The organism is Chitinophaga sp. 10T418, from assembly GCF_056394125.1.
Window position 1 is genome coordinate 194,429 of record NZ_JBFTHG010000002.1, and the last position, 17,173, is coordinate 211,601.

General features: G+C 45.3%; 18 protein-coding genes and 1 riboswitch. Of the genes, 7 read left to right on the forward strand and 11 right to left on the reverse strand.

Annotated elements, in window-relative coordinates; genetic code table 11:
* The first annotated feature begins 148 nt into the window (after window positions 1-148).
* Window positions 149-1,126, forward strand: coding sequence for a sulfite exporter TauE/SafE family protein (locus AC1DCV_RS05185; protein ID WP_477022176.1), 978 nt, complete (start codon window positions 149-151; stop codon window positions 1,124-1,126).
* A 9-nt stretch (window positions 1,127-1,135) separates the two neighbouring features.
* Here AC1DCV_RS05185 and AC1DCV_RS05190 read toward each other — a convergent pair whose 3' ends face one another.
* A complete protein-coding gene (locus AC1DCV_RS05190; protein WP_477022177.1) occupies window positions 1,136-1,459 on the reverse strand; it encodes a NirD/YgiW/YdeI family stress tolerance protein in 324 nt (107 codons plus the stop codon).
* 99 nt (window positions 1,460-1,558) lie between these two features.
* On the opposite strand from AC1DCV_RS05190, the gene AC1DCV_RS05195 reads away from it, so the two are divergent.
* Window positions 1,559-2,770, forward strand: a complete 1,212-nt coding sequence (locus AC1DCV_RS05195; RefSeq protein ID WP_477022178.1) for a dicarboxylate/amino acid:cation symporter — start codon at window positions 1,559-1,561, stop codon at window positions 2,768-2,770.
* Here AC1DCV_RS05195 and AC1DCV_RS05200 read toward each other — a convergent pair.
* The 3 genes from AC1DCV_RS05200 to AC1DCV_RS05210 form a co-directional block, all read right to left on the reverse strand.
* Window positions 2,721-3,899 (reverse strand): trans-sulfuration enzyme family protein, encoded by a 1,179-nt coding sequence (locus AC1DCV_RS05200; RefSeq protein WP_477022179.1) that lies wholly within the window; start codon window positions 3,897-3,899, stop codon window positions 2,721-2,723. The genes AC1DCV_RS05195 and AC1DCV_RS05200 overlap by 50 nt on opposite strands.
* A 153-nt stretch (window positions 3,900-4,052) precedes the next feature.
* A riboswitch (SAM riboswitch) is annotated at window positions 4,053-4,166 on the reverse strand.
* Window positions 4,167-4,238: 72 nt separating this feature from the next.
* Window positions 4,239-5,183 (reverse strand): NAD-dependent epimerase/dehydratase family protein, encoded by a 945-nt coding sequence (locus tag AC1DCV_RS05205; protein ID WP_477022180.1) that lies wholly within the window; start codon window positions 5,181-5,183, stop codon window positions 4,239-4,241.
* Window positions 5,184-5,239: 56 nt separating this feature from the next.
* Window positions 5,240-6,490, reverse strand: coding sequence for a YdcF family protein (locus AC1DCV_RS05210; RefSeq protein WP_477022181.1), 1,251 nt, complete (start codon window positions 6,488-6,490; stop codon window positions 5,240-5,242).
* 364 nt (window positions 6,491-6,854) lie between these two features.
* Here AC1DCV_RS05210 and AC1DCV_RS05215 point away from each other — a divergent pair, with 364 nt between their 5' ends.
* Together AC1DCV_RS05215 and AC1DCV_RS05220 are read left to right on the forward strand one after the other, a co-directional pair.
* Window positions 6,855-8,903: an ATP-binding protein gene (locus AC1DCV_RS05215; RefSeq protein ID WP_477022182.1), complete on the forward strand. Its 2,049-nt coding sequence runs from the start codon at window positions 6,855-6,857 to the stop codon at window positions 8,901-8,903.
* Between the two features lie 8 nt (window positions 8,904-8,911).
* Window positions 8,912-9,604, forward strand: a complete 693-nt coding sequence (locus AC1DCV_RS05220) for a uracil-DNA glycosylase family protein (protein ID WP_477022183.1) — start codon at window positions 8,912-8,914, stop codon at window positions 9,602-9,604.
* A gap of 18 nt (window positions 9,605-9,622) precedes the next feature.
* Here the strand turns inward: AC1DCV_RS05220 and AC1DCV_RS05225 are convergent, their stop codons facing one another.
* The 5 genes from AC1DCV_RS05225 to AC1DCV_RS05245 form a co-directional block, all read right to left on the reverse strand.
* On the reverse strand, window positions 9,623-9,838 hold the full coding sequence (locus tag AC1DCV_RS05225) for a hypothetical protein (RefSeq protein WP_441575866.1): 216 nt from the start codon (window positions 9,836-9,838) through the stop codon (window positions 9,623-9,625).
* A gap of 43 nt (window positions 9,839-9,881) precedes the next feature.
* Window positions 9,882-10,166, reverse strand: coding sequence for a DUF6881 domain-containing protein (locus AC1DCV_RS05230; protein ID WP_441575865.1), 285 nt, complete (start codon window positions 10,164-10,166; stop codon window positions 9,882-9,884).
* Between the two features lie 2 nt (window positions 10,167-10,168).
* Entirely contained in the window at window positions 10,169-10,474 is a 306-nt protein-coding gene (locus AC1DCV_RS05235) for a head-tail adaptor protein (protein ID WP_441575864.1), read from the reverse strand.
* A 113-nt stretch (window positions 10,475-10,587) separates the two neighbouring features.
* A complete protein-coding gene (locus AC1DCV_RS05240; protein ID WP_477022184.1) occupies window positions 10,588-10,908 on the reverse strand; it encodes a hypothetical protein in 321 nt (106 codons plus the stop codon).
* A gap of 28 nt (window positions 10,909-10,936) precedes the next feature.
* Complete coding sequence (locus tag AC1DCV_RS05245) at window positions 10,937-11,776, reverse strand: Rossmann-fold NAD(P)-binding domain-containing protein (RefSeq protein ID WP_477022185.1); 840 nt, start codon at window positions 11,774-11,776, stop codon at window positions 10,937-10,939.
* 252 nt (window positions 11,777-12,028) lie between these two features.
* On the opposite strand from AC1DCV_RS05245, the gene AC1DCV_RS05250 reads away from it, so the two are divergent.
* The 3 genes from AC1DCV_RS05250 (at window position 12,029) to AC1DCV_RS05260 (ending at window position 15,197) form a co-directional block, all read left to right on the forward strand.
* Complete coding sequence (locus tag AC1DCV_RS05250) at window positions 12,029-12,436, forward strand: hypothetical protein (RefSeq protein ID WP_441575861.1); 408 nt, start codon at window positions 12,029-12,031, stop codon at window positions 12,434-12,436.
* A gap of 115 nt (window positions 12,437-12,551) precedes the next feature.
* The gene (locus tag AC1DCV_RS05255) at window positions 12,552-13,286 is read left to right on the forward strand and encodes a LytR/AlgR family response regulator transcription factor (RefSeq protein ID WP_477022186.1); all 735 of its coding nucleotides are present in this window, start codon (window positions 12,552-12,554) and stop codon (window positions 13,284-13,286) included.
* Between the two features lie 9 nt (window positions 13,287-13,295).
* Complete coding sequence (locus AC1DCV_RS05260; RefSeq protein ID WP_477022187.1) at window positions 13,296-15,197, forward strand: tetratricopeptide repeat-containing sensor histidine kinase; 1,902 nt, start codon at window positions 13,296-13,298, stop codon at window positions 15,195-15,197.
* A 3-nt stretch (window positions 15,198-15,200) separates the two neighbouring features.
* Here the strand turns inward: AC1DCV_RS05260 and cbiB are convergent, their stop codons facing one another.
* On the reverse strand, window positions 15,201-16,154 hold the full coding sequence (cbiB, locus tag AC1DCV_RS05265; protein WP_477022188.1) for an adenosylcobinamide-phosphate synthase CbiB: 954 nt from the start codon (window positions 16,152-16,154) through the stop codon (window positions 15,201-15,203).
* On the reverse strand, window positions 16,139-17,161 hold the full coding sequence (locus AC1DCV_RS05270; RefSeq protein WP_477022189.1) for a pyridoxal phosphate-dependent aminotransferase: 1,023 nt from the start codon (window positions 17,159-17,161) through the stop codon (window positions 16,139-16,141). The genes cbiB and AC1DCV_RS05270 overlap by 16 nt, the downstream gene beginning before the upstream one ends.
* Window positions 17,162-17,173: the final 12 nt, after the last annotated feature.

Genomic DNA, 17,173 nt, shown 5'->3' on the forward strand with positions numbered 1-17,173 from the left:
ACGGATTTGTGGGGAGATTCCCTCATGCATGATCTCCCCACAAATCCGTAATTCATAATTCGTAATTCGTAATTTTTTCGCAAGTAGTCTACTTATTTCATAGAGTTTATGTATTTTGTGGTGAATTAAGGCCGGCACATTATAAAAAATGGAGAAAGAACTTACCACCCTGGTTACCCCGGTAACCACGACCACAACAGTATCAAAGGCATCATTGCCACCCGAAAACAGCAACGCCAACGAAAGCCGTGCTTACAAAAAACAGCGCTGGATATACGGTTTGGGGGGCATTCTGCTATTAGCGATTATATTGGGTATCTCCTGGTGGCAATCACCTGCATTCCGCACGTATGTAGAAGACGTACCTCCTACTTTTTATTATTTTCTGATAGCTGGTTTTATATTTGCCATGATTGATGGCGCCATAGGCATGTCTTACGGCATTACTTCCACTACTTTTTCCCTGTCCATGGGTATTCCGCCGGCATCCGCCAGTACAGCGGTGCATATTTCTGAGATCCTGAGTTGCGGTATTGCAGGCTGGATGCATCAGCGCATGGGCAATGTCAACAAAAAGCTTTTCAAAATACTGATATTGCCGGGTATCGCCGGAGCGGTGATAGGTGCTTACCTCTTATCTTCCCTGGAACATTATGCGATGTATACCAAACCATTGGTATCGCTGTATACGCTGACACTGGGTACCGTGATCCTGTTACGGGCTATCCGGGCACAACGCAAAAAGCATGTCACTAAAAAAATAAAGAAAATTGGTTTGCTGGGCTTTGGCGGCGGTTTTATAGACGCTATTGGCGGTGGCGGCTGGGGGTCTATTGTATTATCGTCGCTGATTGCCGGCGGCAGACACCCCCGTTTTTCACTGGGCACGGTCAAGGCTACCCGCTTTTTTATTGCTATGCTCAGTTCCCTCACTTTCATCACCGTACTTTATCATGTGCACTGGGACGCCGTACTCGGGCTGGTAGTAGGCAGCGCTATTGCCTCTCCTATTGCAGCAAGGGTATCCAATAAAATTTCTGCCAAAACAATTATGGTAGCGGTAGCAGTGATTGTGATCCTGGTAAGTATGAGGAGTATTTACAGCTTCGTGGTGAAAATCATATAGTCATCTCCGTTAATCGTTATTAACCGCCTGATTTACTTTGAGGGTAATGGGTTTGTTGATTTCGTATTGTACCAGGGCTTTGATGGTCACCGCATCTCTGTCATTGAATGGTTTTCGGGGAAGATACCTGGGGTCAATAGCAATCTGAATTTCTGCAGTTTTGTCTTCAAACAGGTAATTATTGTCGCGTAGTTTTTTCGTCACATAGCCGGTAATCTTAACCGGTGTGCTGTCATTCTGCAGTTGCCTGGCATTACGCATCACCTCTCCTATGGTGTAGGATCGGTCCTGGAAAAAAAAGGGCAGCAACAAACAGAGCAGCAAGCTTTTCATGACTAACATATTGGTTTGCTATGAGCATAAACAATAATCATGTCTGATTGTTCAATGATCAGATACATTTGGCTATCTTGTATAATATAAATTTCATTCATGGGATTTCTTAAAACGTACAGCAGCATGTTCTGGCTGTTGGCAGGTATCATAGCCGGCAGTATTGCCGGGCTTATATTCGGAGAAAAGGTAGTCATTATAAAGCCGATAGGCGATATTTTTTTGAACCTGTTATTCACCGTGATCATACCACTGGTATTTTTCTGTATTGCAAATGCCATTGCGCATATCGACGCCGGCAATAAACTGGGGCGAATATTGGGCATGATGTCGCTGGTTTTCCTCAGTACCATCCTGATATCTGCTTTTTTGACCATTGTGGCGGTATGGTTATTCCCGATCCACCAGCAGGTAGCCTTATCAAAAACCATCAACATAGAGCAGCCGGGCAACTGGGGAGAACAGTTGAGCAGATTACTCACAGTGGGTGAATTTTATGAATTATTGTCGCGCAAAAATATGCTGCCTTTTATCATTTTTTCCGGTCTCACCGGGTTTGCGGCCATGCGTGTAGGCGAGGCTGGCAAAGCTTTCCGGCAGTTTTTGTATTCCGGCAACGAAGTGATGAAAGAAGTGCTCGGCGTGATCATGAAACTGGGACCTGTTGGTTTGGGCGCTTATTTCGCTTACCAGGTAGGCACCGTAGGTCCTCAACTGTTTGGCACCTATGCACATTCATTGGGTATCTATTACGGCTTCGGTATCTTCTACTTTATATTCGGATTCAGTCTGTATGCGTTTGTGGCCGGAGGAATACCGGGTATTAAAATCTTCTGGAAAAATAATATTATACCTACCCTTACGGCAGTAGGCACGGGCAGCAGCATTGCTACTATTCCGGCCAACCTCGAAGCAGTGGCCAAAATGGGTGTTCCGCAGGATATCGGTAATGTGGTGGTGCCGCTTGGAGCCACCCTGCATAAAGATGGCTCCAGTATTTCTTCTATTATAAAAATGGCGGTAGTATTTGCCATGTTTGGTAAAAGTTTCGACAGTCCTTCCGTGGTCCTGATGGCACTAGGCGTTACTGTTATCGCCAGCATAGTGGAAGGTGGCATCCCCAACGGCGGCTATATCGGCGAGCTGCTGGTGATGAGTATCTACGGATTCCCGATAGAAGCCCTGCCACCGCTGATGATTATTGGTACGCTGGTAGATCCGTTGGCTACCATTCTCAATGCCACCGGCGACAACGTAGCGGCTATGCTGACAACGCGCTTTCTGCGAGGGCGGGCACCGGCAGTTTCGTAAAGGCCTGCTCCAGGTCGGCCAGCAGATCGGCTGTTTCTTCCAGTCCTACCGACAAACGGATCAGACTATCGCTCACGCCGGCCGCTCTTCTTTTTTCTGCCGGAATAGATTTATGGGTCATCGCAGCCGGATGACAGAGTAAGCTCTTGATACCACCCAGGCTTTCCGCCAGCTTGAAGTAGTGAGTAGACGTAACAAATGCAGTAGCTGCTTCAGTGGTATCATCTTTCAATGTAAAAGAAATAATACCTCCAAACCCTTTACTCTGCTGCTTTGCCAGCTCATGCCCTTTATGGGAAGGTAAGCCGGGATAGAATACTTTTTCTACTGCCGGATGTTTCTCCAGGTATTCTGCCAGTGCCTGTGCATTGATACCATGTTGTTTAATGCGCAGGTGCAGGGTTTCGATACCGCGTATCAACAGGAAACTATCGAAGGGCGACAGAATAGCCCCACAGGCGTTCTGATAAAATTTAATCTCCTCTCCCAGTGGTATTGTTTTAGCGACTACCACGCCTGCAATCAGGTCACTATGTCCGCCAAGGTACTTGGTAGCACTGTGTATCACCAGGTCTGCACCCAGCTCCAATGGCTTTTGCAATACGGGGGAAGCGAAAGTATTATCTACACAGAACAAACAATTATGCGCCTTTGCAATGCGGCCAATAGCAGCGATATCAGAGATTTTCAGCGTGGGATTGGTGGGTGTTTCCAGCCATATTAAACGGGTAGCGGGCGTAATAGCATTGAAGACCGCCTGGGTATCTGATGTATCTACGTAATTTACTTTGATACCAAACTTCTCATATACTTTATTAAAGAGACGAAAAGCGCCGCCATAGATATCATCTACCGCTACAATTTCATCACCGGATTTTAGCAGTTTAATTACTGCATCAATAGCTGCTAACCCGCTGGAGAATAAAGATGCGGTGGCACCGCCTTCCAGTTTGGCAATAATCTTCTCGGCTGTTTCGCGGGTAGGATTATTGGAGCGGGCATAGTCATATCCTTTGTTAACGCCGGGTGCTTCCTGCACAAACGTAGAGGTTTGATAAATAGGCACGGCAATGGCGCCGGTGTGAGGGTCTACGGGAATAGAGTGGATCAGTTCAGTAATTGTGCTCATCTGTTTTTTGATTTTTAGTTTGATGAAAATTGATTAAACAGGTCCGTTAAATGAGCATATCAAGGGTAGGCAGGGGCATAAAAAAAACTCACCTGGGAGCCAGATGAGTTTTATCATTATATAGATAATAATGTATAGTAAAACTTAGAATCTGACTTATCTTTCCTGGTAATTAAACCGGGATGGATGCAGCACCTTTCACTGCTTGCGCAGTGATGGTTGCTAAGGTATCGTCGGGCCATGTCCCTCCTCCTTTCTTGATAAGCTATTTAAAGAACTGGTGCAAAGATAATGCAGAAAAATTAACTACCAAATTTATTTTCCTACCAAATCAGTAGACTACTGTTTTGCCAGTGTTAAACGGATCCCTTCTTCATAGGAAGTGGGTTTTACATTAAAATGTTTTTCAAATTTTGAAGAGTCCAGTATGTATGGATAGTTGCTCTGATAAAGCATTTCCTTCATTTCTCTGATGGTGGGATCGAACAGTCCGGAGAGTGTTAGCATAAAGCTACCCAGCTTCATATATTTGGGTTTTACGCCCATTTGAGTGGCAATCAGGTTTACATAGCCTTTACCATCCGGTGCAGGATTGGCGGTAGGCAAATGCCATACCTGGTTCCAGGAAGTATCATCCTGGGAAAGCAGGTATAAGCCTTTCGAAGCATCTGGTGTGAAGGTGTAGCTATGTGTCTGGTTATCTTTTCCCAGCCACATGGCTGAGCTGTTCTTTTTAAATTTATCGATGATCAGGAGGTTCAGGAAGCCGGTTTTATCAGCGCCGGGGCCGTAGAAATCGGCTGCCCGCGCAATGGTAGCAGTGATTTTACCTGCTTTTACTTCGTCCATCAGTTGTTTGGCAATGGCCGCACGAATGATCCCTTTTTTACTGGAAGGCTGATAAGGGGTATCTTCTTTCATTGGGCCATTTACTAACCCGTAAGAATATACGTTATCAAAGAAAATCAGTTTGGCGCCAGCTTCTTTGCAGGCATTGATCACGTTGGTCATGATCTTAGGCCAGGCATCGCGCCATACTTTGATGTCATATTTCAATCCTGCCGTGAGGAAAACGATACTGCTTCCTTTTACCGCATTTTTTGTTTGTTCATAGTCCGTGATGTCAGCCCCTACCAGGTCGGTAATGCCCGCAATTGATTTGGGGGAGCGACTTACCAGGCGAACCCGTTTTTTATTATTCACGAGTTCTGCAGCCAGTTCATTAGCGATGATACCTCCTGCTCCGAGGATAGTATACAAGGGCTGGATAGATTGATCAGACATAGCTTTGTGTTGTAAGGTTTATATGAAAGACGAATAAGTGAACGAAATATTGTGTATCAGGGATCCAGTGGATCGAAGGTATTCACCTGCAGGGAACGGAGGTCTGGTACGAACGATAAATAATAAAGATCTGTTTGTTCGATGTCTGCCGCAGGCATATATCCCAGTTCAGTCATACAGCGTTGCTTAAACAGCGGGCTGGTGACATATACCAGGTGCATCGCATCAGATACGCATAACATCCGTTTGTTGACCGGGATACCGCTTCTCCACGCAATACGTACTGCGTTACGTACGTTGGTGGTAGTATGCCGCGCATAAGGGTCTATCATGACTGCAGCGGCGGGTATTTTCAACTCGTTGACCAGGTACTTCTTCATTTCTACCGCCTCTGAATAGGGCGTACCCACTGGTCTTACATGCCCACCAGACACTATAATAAAGGGTGCGAGGCCTTTTTGATATAACCCGGCGCCGGTGCGGCAACGGCTTTTCCCGGTTTCGCTCAGCACTTCTTTGGCTACGGGGCTGGCTCCCAGGATCAGCATGGCTGTATAAGGATACTTACTCCAATCGGTTTTCTTTATTTGCCTATAGGCGTCTCCGTTAGTGGCCGACATAGGCTCGTAGCGGGCTGCTTCATCGCGGTGGCTGAGCGTAAGTAATCCAAGTGCCAGCTGCAGCGATGGCTGGAAAAACAAATCATCCTGCCGGTCCTTCTCCTCTACCTGCTCCAACAAATGCTGCACTCCGGCTTTATAGGCAGGTGAATGTACATACAACAGTGCTGAATCAATTACCGGGTATCGCAGACCGATGCCATTCGTATAGGCATTGATGATATAGTTGATACCAACGGCTGCATCTTTCCAGGCTGCCGTCAGAAATTCCCCGTCACTTTTACGGGCATGCAGTTCAAACAGGCCACTGCCACGCATTTCCCGTAACAATCGAACGAATGGACCCGGGTTTTGTTGTAGCAACCTGGTGAAGGCGCTGCTTACCTGTTGAATGTTTGCATCTGAAAATAACAGTCCAGCGGGATTTTCCCCGTTGCTCACGGGATGGGATATATGTTGTTTATACTGATTCCGGAGCGCCTGCAGGCTGCTATCTTTAGCTAAGAGCGAAGGTAGGCCGGGTAATCGTTCCAGGAGGGTAAACAGATAAAAATTACGATCCTGTAACGTCCMCGGACCTGTTACAAATTTATACTGCGGATCCGGATAAAGTGATTGACTATAGGTAAATGGTAGTAATGCAAATAATAATAAACAGGTAATAAAACAGTTTTTCAGATAGTGCATTGAGGAAAAATATTATAACGCAACAATAATACAAAAATCAATATTGAGCTTTCCTTGTGACAAAAGATATTATAAATATCATGAATTAAAAAACAGATTCCATGGAATATTAATCTTTTAATAAGTAAAAAAATATAATGTATTAAATAAAGCAATACATATACAATTCAGGAGAAAATATATACCTATATCCATTGTTTTACATTGATTATCTATTAGTTACGGCCAATAAAATCATTTATTTTCGTGAGCAGTCCGGCAGGACTGTAAGCCAACATCCAATCATAATGTAACGATGTATAAAATTCAGGAAAAAAAGACCTTTGTACGCTATGCTGTGCTAACGATAATGGTTTTGGTGCTGATGACATTTTTCATGATCATCTTTTTACGGAAACGGGAATCCCAACAGTTAGGCATTGTTGTTAAAAACCTTGTGGCTACCAAAACAGATGCTGGCCATATTGACCAGGCGGTACAGTTATTATACGCAGCAGATAATAATTTTCGTATCTATACACTCACTTTTGACCGGAATTATTTAAATAGTTATGTCGGTCAGCTGAAGCGCATTACCGAGCATCTCGACAGTGCGGTGAGTTCCAGGCAGGATGAGCGGCAGATGCAAGCATTACTGGCGGACAAGGCCCGGAAATCGCAGTTGTTTTTACAGACACGGCTATACGTAGATTCCCTGTTACAATTATCGCAGGTATGGGATACTGCCACTACTCCCCTGCCCCTGCAACAGTTAGGCAATATAAAATTACCGCAACCCCGGCGCCAGGCGGATACGGTGGTGACCACTGAAACGGCCCAGGCAAAAGGCAAAAAGAAACTGTTTGGCCGTATCAAAGACGCTATCAGCAACAAGCCCAATATACAGCAAACCAGCAAGCAGGTAAAGATTGTACAGTATGATACCAATGCCAATGGCAAAGCTTTTACGCAGGAGCAGCTGAAGAAAATCCAGGATGCCTACAGTAAATTTATAAAAGATGCTACGGATAGCCATAATAACCTGAAACAGAAAGAATATGCGCTGGTAGTGGCCAATGAGCGGTTGTTTACAGAACTGCTGCACCTCATGGCTGCACTGAAACAAAATATGCTGGACGAAACAGATAAAAAGCGGTTACAGCTGGGGCAGGACATTGACCATTCTCTTTACAGGCTGGACAAACACAATTACTGGGAAATCCCTTTAATACTGTTGATGGCAGGCATCATTATATATGGTATTATACGTTTGTACCGTTATGACCTGGCTTTATTGAGGGCGAAGCAACAGGCAGAGAAATTTGCAGAGCAGAAAAGTGATTTCGCTGCCACCATCAGCCATGAAATCCGCACACCGGTGCAGTCTATACTCGGTTATACCTGGCTGCTGGAACAGGGGAAAACACCGGAAACGGTATCGGCTATACGACATTCGGCCGATATGCTGTTGCAGGTGGTGAATAACGTGCTTGACTATACGCGCATGGAAACAGCCGAGCCTGTACTCCGGCTGGAGAAGTTTGCGCCCCGGACCGCCATTGAAGAAGTGTGTAATACCCTGGCGGTACAGGCCGAAATGAAATCTCTCCCGCTGGATGTCAATATTTATTTCCCCAGCACCCTGCTGGTGATGGGAGATGCTTTCCGGCTTAAACAGGTGTTAATCAACCTGATTGCCAATGCAATTAAGTTTACAGAAACAGGCAGCGTGACGGTCACTGCACATATGCGTGACAACAACCTGTTACAGATAAGTGTAAAAGATACTGGCTCCGGTATTTCACATAAAGAACTACCTTTAGTGTTCAACGCTTTCTCCCAGGGAAATAACCATTATCATAAAGGCAGTGGATTAGGATTACACATTTCCAAAAAAATCATTGATCTGCATAACGGTAAGATTCATGTGGAGAGCCTCCCCGGCAAAGGCACCACTTTTTATTTTGAAATCCGGTATCAGCTGATGACACCATCACCTGCTACTAAAAAAATTATTGTCCCCGTGAGTAATACATCTACAAGCGCCGTTGTACCGGCAGGTATAAGATTGTTAGTAGTGGAGGATAGCATCCTCAATCAGAAATTACTGGCCCTGATGCTGGACAGAATGCAGGCATCCTACCTGATCGTATCTTCTGCGGAAGAAGCCCTGGAAATATATCAGCGTGAATCCTTCGATTTTGTGCTGACGGATATTGATTTACCAGGCATAGATGGCCTGATGCTCACCAATATGATCAGAGAACTTCCCGACAGGAAAAAGGCGGCGGTCACCATTATTGCTATTACCGGTAATGTGATGGAAGATGATATTGCGCTGTACCTCCGCTCAGGATTGAATGATTATATCATGAAGCCTTACCGGGAAGAGGATATCCTGGAGAAAATTACGAGGCATCATCAAATGGCGTAAATTGCGGAATGACAATAGCGGATCAGATCATCGCATTTAACAGCCATCTGCATTTTCCGGGTAAACTGCCTGCGGGTATACGTGTCCTGAATCCTTTTCAGGAGGGCCCGGGGATTACCGGCATTATGACCCAATTCTATAAAAAGTTTTATAACGATAAAAAGCCCAGACAACTTATCCTGGGCATTAACCCTGGCAGATTGGGGTCAGGATCTACTGGTGTGCCTTTTACTGATACCAAGCGGATGCTGGATAAATGTGGCATTGAGATCCCGGGGCTGAAAACGCATGAACCCTCGTCTGTTTTTGTGTATGAGGTAATAGACGCCTACGGGGGCGTGAAAAACTTTTACCAGCACTTTTATATCAGCAGTATCTGCCCACTTGGCTTTACCTCGGTTCAACCGGGTGGGAAAGAAATAAATTATAATTATTATGACAGCGCTGCACTGACAAAAGCGGCTTATCCTTTTATAGTGAGCAGTTTAAAGGAACAATTGCAATGGAATATCAGTCGTGATGTTTGCTATTGTATGGGAACGGGGAAAAATGCCGCATTCCTGCAGGCGTTAAATGAGAAGGAGCAGTTTTTCAAAACGATCGTACCGTTGGAGCATCCCCGTTTTGTGATGCAGTATAAAACAAAAACCAAGGAGCAGTATATTGATAAGTATCTGTCTGCTTTTGAGGCACACAAATAACCCCGGTTTGTGGATTTTTTACGCTGTCTGCCTCGCAATCTGGTCTGCGATACTATTCAGCAAACCCATATTTAAGCGATGACCATGGTCTGTTGCGCCCGGTGCACGTACGTACCCATCTTCATCTTTCTCCATAACAATTTCTTCGCCATCCACGTCTACCAGAAAGCGTTCGGCAGAATATGGCTTTACGTAAAAGCGGCCTCCGGATGTTTTAATCATAAAAGCGTTCATAAGATCCTTTTACAGATCATCAGCAAATCACGGACCAGCTATGTCAGGACAAAAAATAATAATATTGATTCCAGATAAGTTCAAATTCGGCCTGCGAAATCAGTTCAGGTATAAAGTGCTTATCCTCGCAGATATCTTCTATTTCGGGCATCACTACATCCGATAAGGCGGTACCCCCAAAATGAAAATTACTATTGGCGATGCCGAAGCTACCGTCCTGATATATTTCAATCTTCCGGTTTTCAAAACGTAGCGCGTCAATTTCACTGTATAGGAATACCGGTTCATCCTCAAAACGATGAAGCCAGGAAATCTTGAGGTATTCCATTGCTAGATTTTTACCAGACGGCAGTCCCAGGTGTCTTTAGGTTGTTCCTGTATGGCATCCGGCGTGACCACGCCCGTTATCTGATAAATGTTTCCTTCTTCATGTAACCGGTCCCCTATCTGTGGTGTAAGGTCATCCTTAAACCTGATAGTGGCAATAATGCCAAAAGACTTGTAACTATGAATTTTTACAATATTCGCAGATCTCACAGGCAGAAGCAATTCGGCCTTTTTGCGATTGTGACTCCGGTAGAGGGAGAACATCAGCCATAGTGCCAGGGCAAACAGGCTAAGGAGCAGCAGATTCACGGCTTTAATTAGGTTTAGGTGATACAAATATTCTATGGTCAGGCGTACCTCCTGTTGGCTATAGTGAGGTAGTGTAACAATATAGCGATTTTAATATATGTAAACAAATTTTTTTAGTCGATCCATTCCGGCGGATACGGTGCATACTGCCAGAGATAATAATAAGCAGCCAGTCCCCCTAGCAGGCAAGCTTTACCTATTGTAAAAAAAATTAAAAAGAGATGAGGGCGGGTGGTATAGAAAAGCAATGAAATTATCAAGTATCCAATCGCGCAAACTATAAGGGTTTCGCCGGTAAACGCGTCATCAAACAACGGCAAGGAATCATGTGAGCCTTGTGTCATTAAAAACAGCATAAAAAGCGGAAAACCGCTGATACAGGCCAGCTGGAAAAGTCGCCGGAACGAAAACAGGTAGGGCAGGTATTGGCGCATAGGTAGGGTATTTAGCACAAAGATATCCCTACTTCCTGATTTTCCTGGTATCCTCAAAAACCAGTAACGGGTCATCGTATTTAAACGTGTAGCCGAGTACGTGCCTTAACTTCCGGGAGCCCACAATTTTATAGGGTTCCTCCTGTGCCGGCAGGCGGCGTGGCAATGTTATGCCCAGTGCCTGGGCGGCGGCCTTATAATAATTGCTGCGTTGCGGGTGGCCGCTGGCGCAGGCATTGAACACCTCACCCCAGGCACCCTGGCTGATAACCCGGCTGATAACACCAATACAGTCATCCCGGTGGATGACGTTCATGGGCTGTTCATTCATTCTTTTGCCTTCCATGATCCGGCGGGCATCGGGTAAACGATCATAGCCTATCAATCCGCCGAAGCGGAGCACGGTTGTTTCAAACCGTTCAGCCGCCAGCAACAGGGCTTCCGCTGCCCGCAATGCCTGCCCGTTGGGCGTGTCTGGCATGACCTCATTCTCCTCGGTCACCAGGCCGTTTACATCTGCATAAACAGAAGTAGAACTCACAAAAATCACTTTACTGATATTGGTCGTTTCTATAAAACTGCGCAGCAGCGCTATTTCCGTCACATGTGCATCCATCCCTCTTTCCTTACGGGGGGGAATATTAATGATCAGAATATCCGCGTCCCAGAATTCATCGGGACCCGTCAGGACTTCTTCAGATAAGATCACAGTATAAGCTTCCAATCCGAGTGCGGTGAGCTCCTTCACTCCTTCCATGCTGGTTCTGGCGCCTTTCACCCGATAACCTGCTGCCTGTAAATGCAACGCCAGTGGCTTCCCCAGCCAGCCACAACTTAAAATACTGATCTTTTCCTCTTTACTGCTCATACTAAGATTTTACAATTGCACTCCTATAAATACGGATGCAGGAAGTATATAGTTTTTTACGCTCCCCCCTTCATATACCGGGTGGCAACGGCGGCGAAGATAAAAAACAATCAACGCATCCAATTAAAGCCAGCGAATATATAGAATATGTAAACGGATATAGATTCCGTCCTGTTTGCACCTGTTGCCCATCTTACTTTGCAGTCATATTACAAACAAGACATTATTGAGAAACCCATAAATCCCATTTAAATGCAGATTACGAATTCACAGTCGAAAAGTGTACAACAGATCTTTTCAGAGGTACAGCAGCACTTTCCAAAGGCGCAACTGAAAAAGCCATTTTTGAGTCCGCAGACCATCATTATTCCGCACGACAATTTTAAATACCTGCTGCGGTATAAGCAACATTATCTACAGGTGGATTTTATACCACCCGTGATGTGGATCATAGGTGGTATGTTGGCAGGCTTTGCCCTTTTCACCGTTGTATTGAGCCTCATTTTCCAACAGCTGATCATCAGCTTCGGCGGCGCCATCCCTGTTATTATAGGGCTGCTATTAATCAAAGTGGTGTTTAAGTCTACCCGCAAAGATGAATTTAAATCTTTCGAAGACGAAGCCAACATCCTGGTTAACACCAATAACCAGGGCATCTAGCCGGCCTCTCATCTCTGTTTATAACCCATAGTTTAGAAGACTGTGAAAATCCCTTACTTTTAGATACCTGTTTATCACTTACCTGTGAAATAGCATTGGAAATTAAAAGGAAATTATGATCCGTACGTTGATAATTGATGATGAACCCGCCATCAGAAAGGACCTTGAATGGCTGATGAAGCGTTATCCGGATTTTATAGTACTGGGTAGTTGTGGCAGTATTGCTGAAGCTAAGGTAATTATTCCCAATACAGAGCCGGATCTGCTGTTACTGGACATTGAGCTGTCGGACGGAACAGGATTTRAACTGTTACAGCAGTTTCCGGAGAGGAACTTCCGTATTATTTTTATTACTGCCTACAATCAACATGCGATCAAAGCCATTAAATTTGGCGCATATGATTACCTGTTGAAACCGGTAGATGAAGAGGAATTATCAGAAACCCTTCACCGATTAAAGTCTGAAAGCCCTGTCAATAACAAGCTACAGCTGGAAGTGGCAGACGCTCATAAAAAGCCGGGATTGCATAATCGTATTGTGCTCCGCTCCCATCAATACCTGCAGGTTGTTTCTTTTGAAGATATATTATATTGCCAGAGTGATGGCAGCTACACGACTTTTCATTTAACCGACAAGAAAAAAGTAACAGTATCGCGCCCTATCAAGGAATATGAGGAACTGCTGCCGGAAAACTGGTTTATACGTATCCATCAGTCGTACATTGTGAACCATCATTTTATCGACCGTTTTCTGAAAGATGGCATCCTGGTGTTGAAAGAAGGCAGCGAAATCCCGGTGTCATCACGTAAAAGGGAGTTCGTCAGACAGTTTCTCACCGGCGAACATTAAATTGCATACATGTTTTTTTCCTACCGGTTTATTTTATTACTGATCATTGCCTTTTGTTGTTTGCTTAGCTGCAGCCGGCAAAATAAGCCCGTGCCTCCTGCTTCCACCCCCACCACCACAGATCCGGCAGTGATAGGCGTATTGAAACAACTGATAGATTCCGGTGACCGCTTTTCCGGAGCAGCTGCCCGAAAAAAAATGCTGGCCCTGCAACCTGCTGCCATAGCGGCCGGAGAGCAGGGACAAGGGCTTTATTATTACCTGCTGGGCAGGCTACAATATTTTGCAGACAGCGCTAAACCCGCTGCCATCAGCTACCGGCGCATGTTACCAACCACTCCCCTTGATACCGGCCGCTACATATCACTGTATATGCTACAACAAATGGGGCTCGTGCGACTGGAGCTGCAAAAGAAAATTGATGACAGCACCTTTTCCAGGATGTATACCTTACTGGAGCTGGCCCAACGATTTCATTATACAGAAATATACCGCCTGTACGACCTGGCTGCCGAAATCCACTTCCGATATGGCGTGTATGATAAAGCAAAACTCTATACAGACAAAGCCATCGCCGCATATCCCGACAAAAAAAATCACTATTATATGTCGTATCTCATGGAAGCGCAATCGCGGATAGCCGAGCGCCAACATGATTATGAGCTGGCACTTCATTACGAAGACAGTGCATTACGACTCGCCTTAAAGCAACCTGATTCTATCAGAATTGCGACCGTATATTCTGCGCTGGGTGTATTGCACGAAGAAATGGGCGACATGGAAAAAGGTCATCGCCTGATGGTACAGGCTTTTCATATCAAAGAAAGAGCGAACAAAGTTTCCTTCCGGGAATATGTCAACTATGGGCAAATGTTTATGGAAGAAAAGGATTATCCGAAAGCTATCTTCTATATCAATAAAGCCGTGGATAAAGCCAGGGATCCGGAAAATGCCGGGGATCTCAGTTCTGCCTACAGTTCTTTATATAATATTTACTATGCCAGCGGCGACTACAAAAATGCTGTGATATACCTCGACTCCGCCTCTAATATGTCGCTCACGGAAATGGAAGAACAACAGCTGAAACAGGTAATGGAGCTGCAGGCTATCAATGAACTGAAAGAGCAGCAGCATAAAACCATTGATATCAGCCGGCAGTATAACAACCAGGCGATTATCCTGCGGCAGCAACGCCTCATCCTGTTTATCTTTGGGATCCTTTTGCTGGTAGGTGCTGCGTTGACCATTGTGCTGATCAGGCAACGAAAACTGAGAACGCTGCAACACAGTACAGAACTGGAACAGCGCCTGCTGCGCAGTCAGATGGAACCCCATTTTATTTTCAATACGCTCGCTGTGCTGCAAAGTTTTATCCGGCATGATGAGAAAGAAAAATCCGTTAAATACCTGAACAAATTTGCCCGGTTGTTAAGACTGAACCTCGAAAATTCCCGTCACAACCTGGTACAGCTGCACCAGGAAGTAGAGGCACTGGAAAACTATCTGAGTCTGCAGGCCATTCGTTTTGGAAATGTATTTGACTATGAGATTTATCCCATTGAAGGTTGTGAAGACATGGATGTTTTTATTCCACCCATGCTAATGCAGCCGTTTGTTGAAAACGCCATCCAGCATGGCATGCGTAACCTTCCCTATAAGGGTCATATAGCCATCACCCTGCAGTTGACTAATGAACTACTCCATTGCGTTATTGAAGATAATGGCCTTGGCCTGATAGAAAAACACGATCGTGAGAAGAATTCTCTCTCCGGCATTATTACCCAGGAACGCTTGAAAATATTGAGTAAGCAAACCGGAAAGCTGGCATCCATCGCTGTTACAGACAAAAAAGACAAAGGTGGTAAAGGAGTGAAGGTAACGCTGATCATTCCTACACAAAGAAAAAAGTAACGGCTATTGCTGTTGTGCATTCCATAGCAAATAATATTTGACCGATACGATACAAATGATCATCACGAAGGTAACTGCGTGATTGATATACATTACTTTCACAAACTCTTCATGTTCAATGTTTCGTTCATTTTCACCGATATAGGGTTTATGCACGACCTCCCCTCCGTAAGTATTGGGGCCTCCGAAACGACAATCAAGAATACCTGCCAGTGCAGCTTCCGGGTAACCTGAGTTAGGGCTGGCATGTGCGGATCCATATCGGATCATGTAATGCCAGGCGCGGCTGCTACCCCACAACAGGATCATGAGTAAAGCAGTGATACGTGCCGGAATATAATTCGCCACATCATCGAGTCTCGCCGCAAAGCGGCCAAAGTACTGATATTGCTCATTCTTATAGCCTATCATGGAATCCAGCGTGTTGATCATTTTATAAAGCATCATACCCGGAAGCCCCAGCACCGCATAAAAACAAAGCGGCGCTATCACGCCATCGCTCAGGTTTTCAGACATCGATTCAAGGACGGCGATACGAATTTGCTGCGGAGATAACTGCGCAGTGTCTCTGCCTACAATCCACGACAGTCGTGCCCGGCCGGCTTCCACTCCATCTTTATGCAGTGTATTAAATACTTCTTTTCCTTCCTGCAGGAGGCTCTTGTTGGCCAGTGCAAAAAAGACAAACACTGTACTGAAAATGTACCAGGCCACAGGCCACTGTGATAAGCCCACTTGTGCAAAATAGAAAAAACAGTATACCCCTATACACAATATGAGTGTAAGGAATGTACCTTTCCAGAACCGGGCAGCGCCCTTATTCAGCCATTGGGTACCACGCTGAATCAGCTTACCATACACTTTTACCGGGTGCGGCCAGCTACGGGGATCACCCAGCAGCAGATCGGCGGCATAGCCTAACAGTAACGGCAATACGAATTTTAATACAGGGTCCATTGGCGCAATGCGGTAGTCAATAATTTATTATCGTTGGCACTGCGACAGGCAACGCGGCAATGTCCTTGTTCCAGGCCGTAGAAATTGGAGGCATCCCTGATAAGGATACCGTGTTTTTCCATCAGCCAGGCCTTCAGCGAAGCGGCAGTACCCGTCAGTGTTTCGAACAGAAAAAAATGTGTATGCGTTGGCGTTACTTTAAACTCCGGCATCTTACGAATGCTTTCCCATAAATGAAAAGTATCCTGCAACAATGATTCTTTGTCCAGTGTAAATTGTTTCAGATGGTCCAGGATATAATAACCTGCCTCCAGTGCGAGACTGTTGACCGACCAGGGCATTTTATACGCGCGCACCCGGTCCAGCAATTGTCTCCTGCCGGCAATATATCCCAGGCGCAGCCCGGGAATACAACAAGTCTTGGTCAGGGATCTCAATACCAATACATTAGGCAAGCGATGCAAATGCGGCAGCATACTGGCTGCATCCAGCGTAAATTCAATATAGGCCTCGTCAATAATAAATACCGTGTGTTTGTTGATCTGAAGAAGTCGTTGTAATGCCTGCTCATCCAGCGTTTGACCGGTAGGATTATTAGGATTACACAGAAAAACCATATCGGTGCTGAAAGTGGTATCCGGGGTCAGTTTATCCCACGACATATACAACACTTTGTGCCGGTGCAAACTGCAGGCATCTGCATACTCCGCAAAAGTAGGTGCTATTACGGTGGCGGTGGCGCCTGTAAAAGCCTGTGCTACCAGGTAAATAGCTTCTGTAGCTCCATTAGTGACCATGATGCTGCCGGCGGGCAGGCCCGCCTGTTTTTCCAACAGCGCCTGTAATTTCTCTGCACCGGCGTCCGGGTAGTGATCTATTCCTGCTATCTTGTTGCTGAGATGTGTTTTCAGCCCTTCCTGCAAGCCACCATACCACACATTTGAACTAAAATCCACTTTAACAGGCTGGTCAAACAGATAGCCATCATCTCCATGTCCTTGTATCATAATGCAATAAAG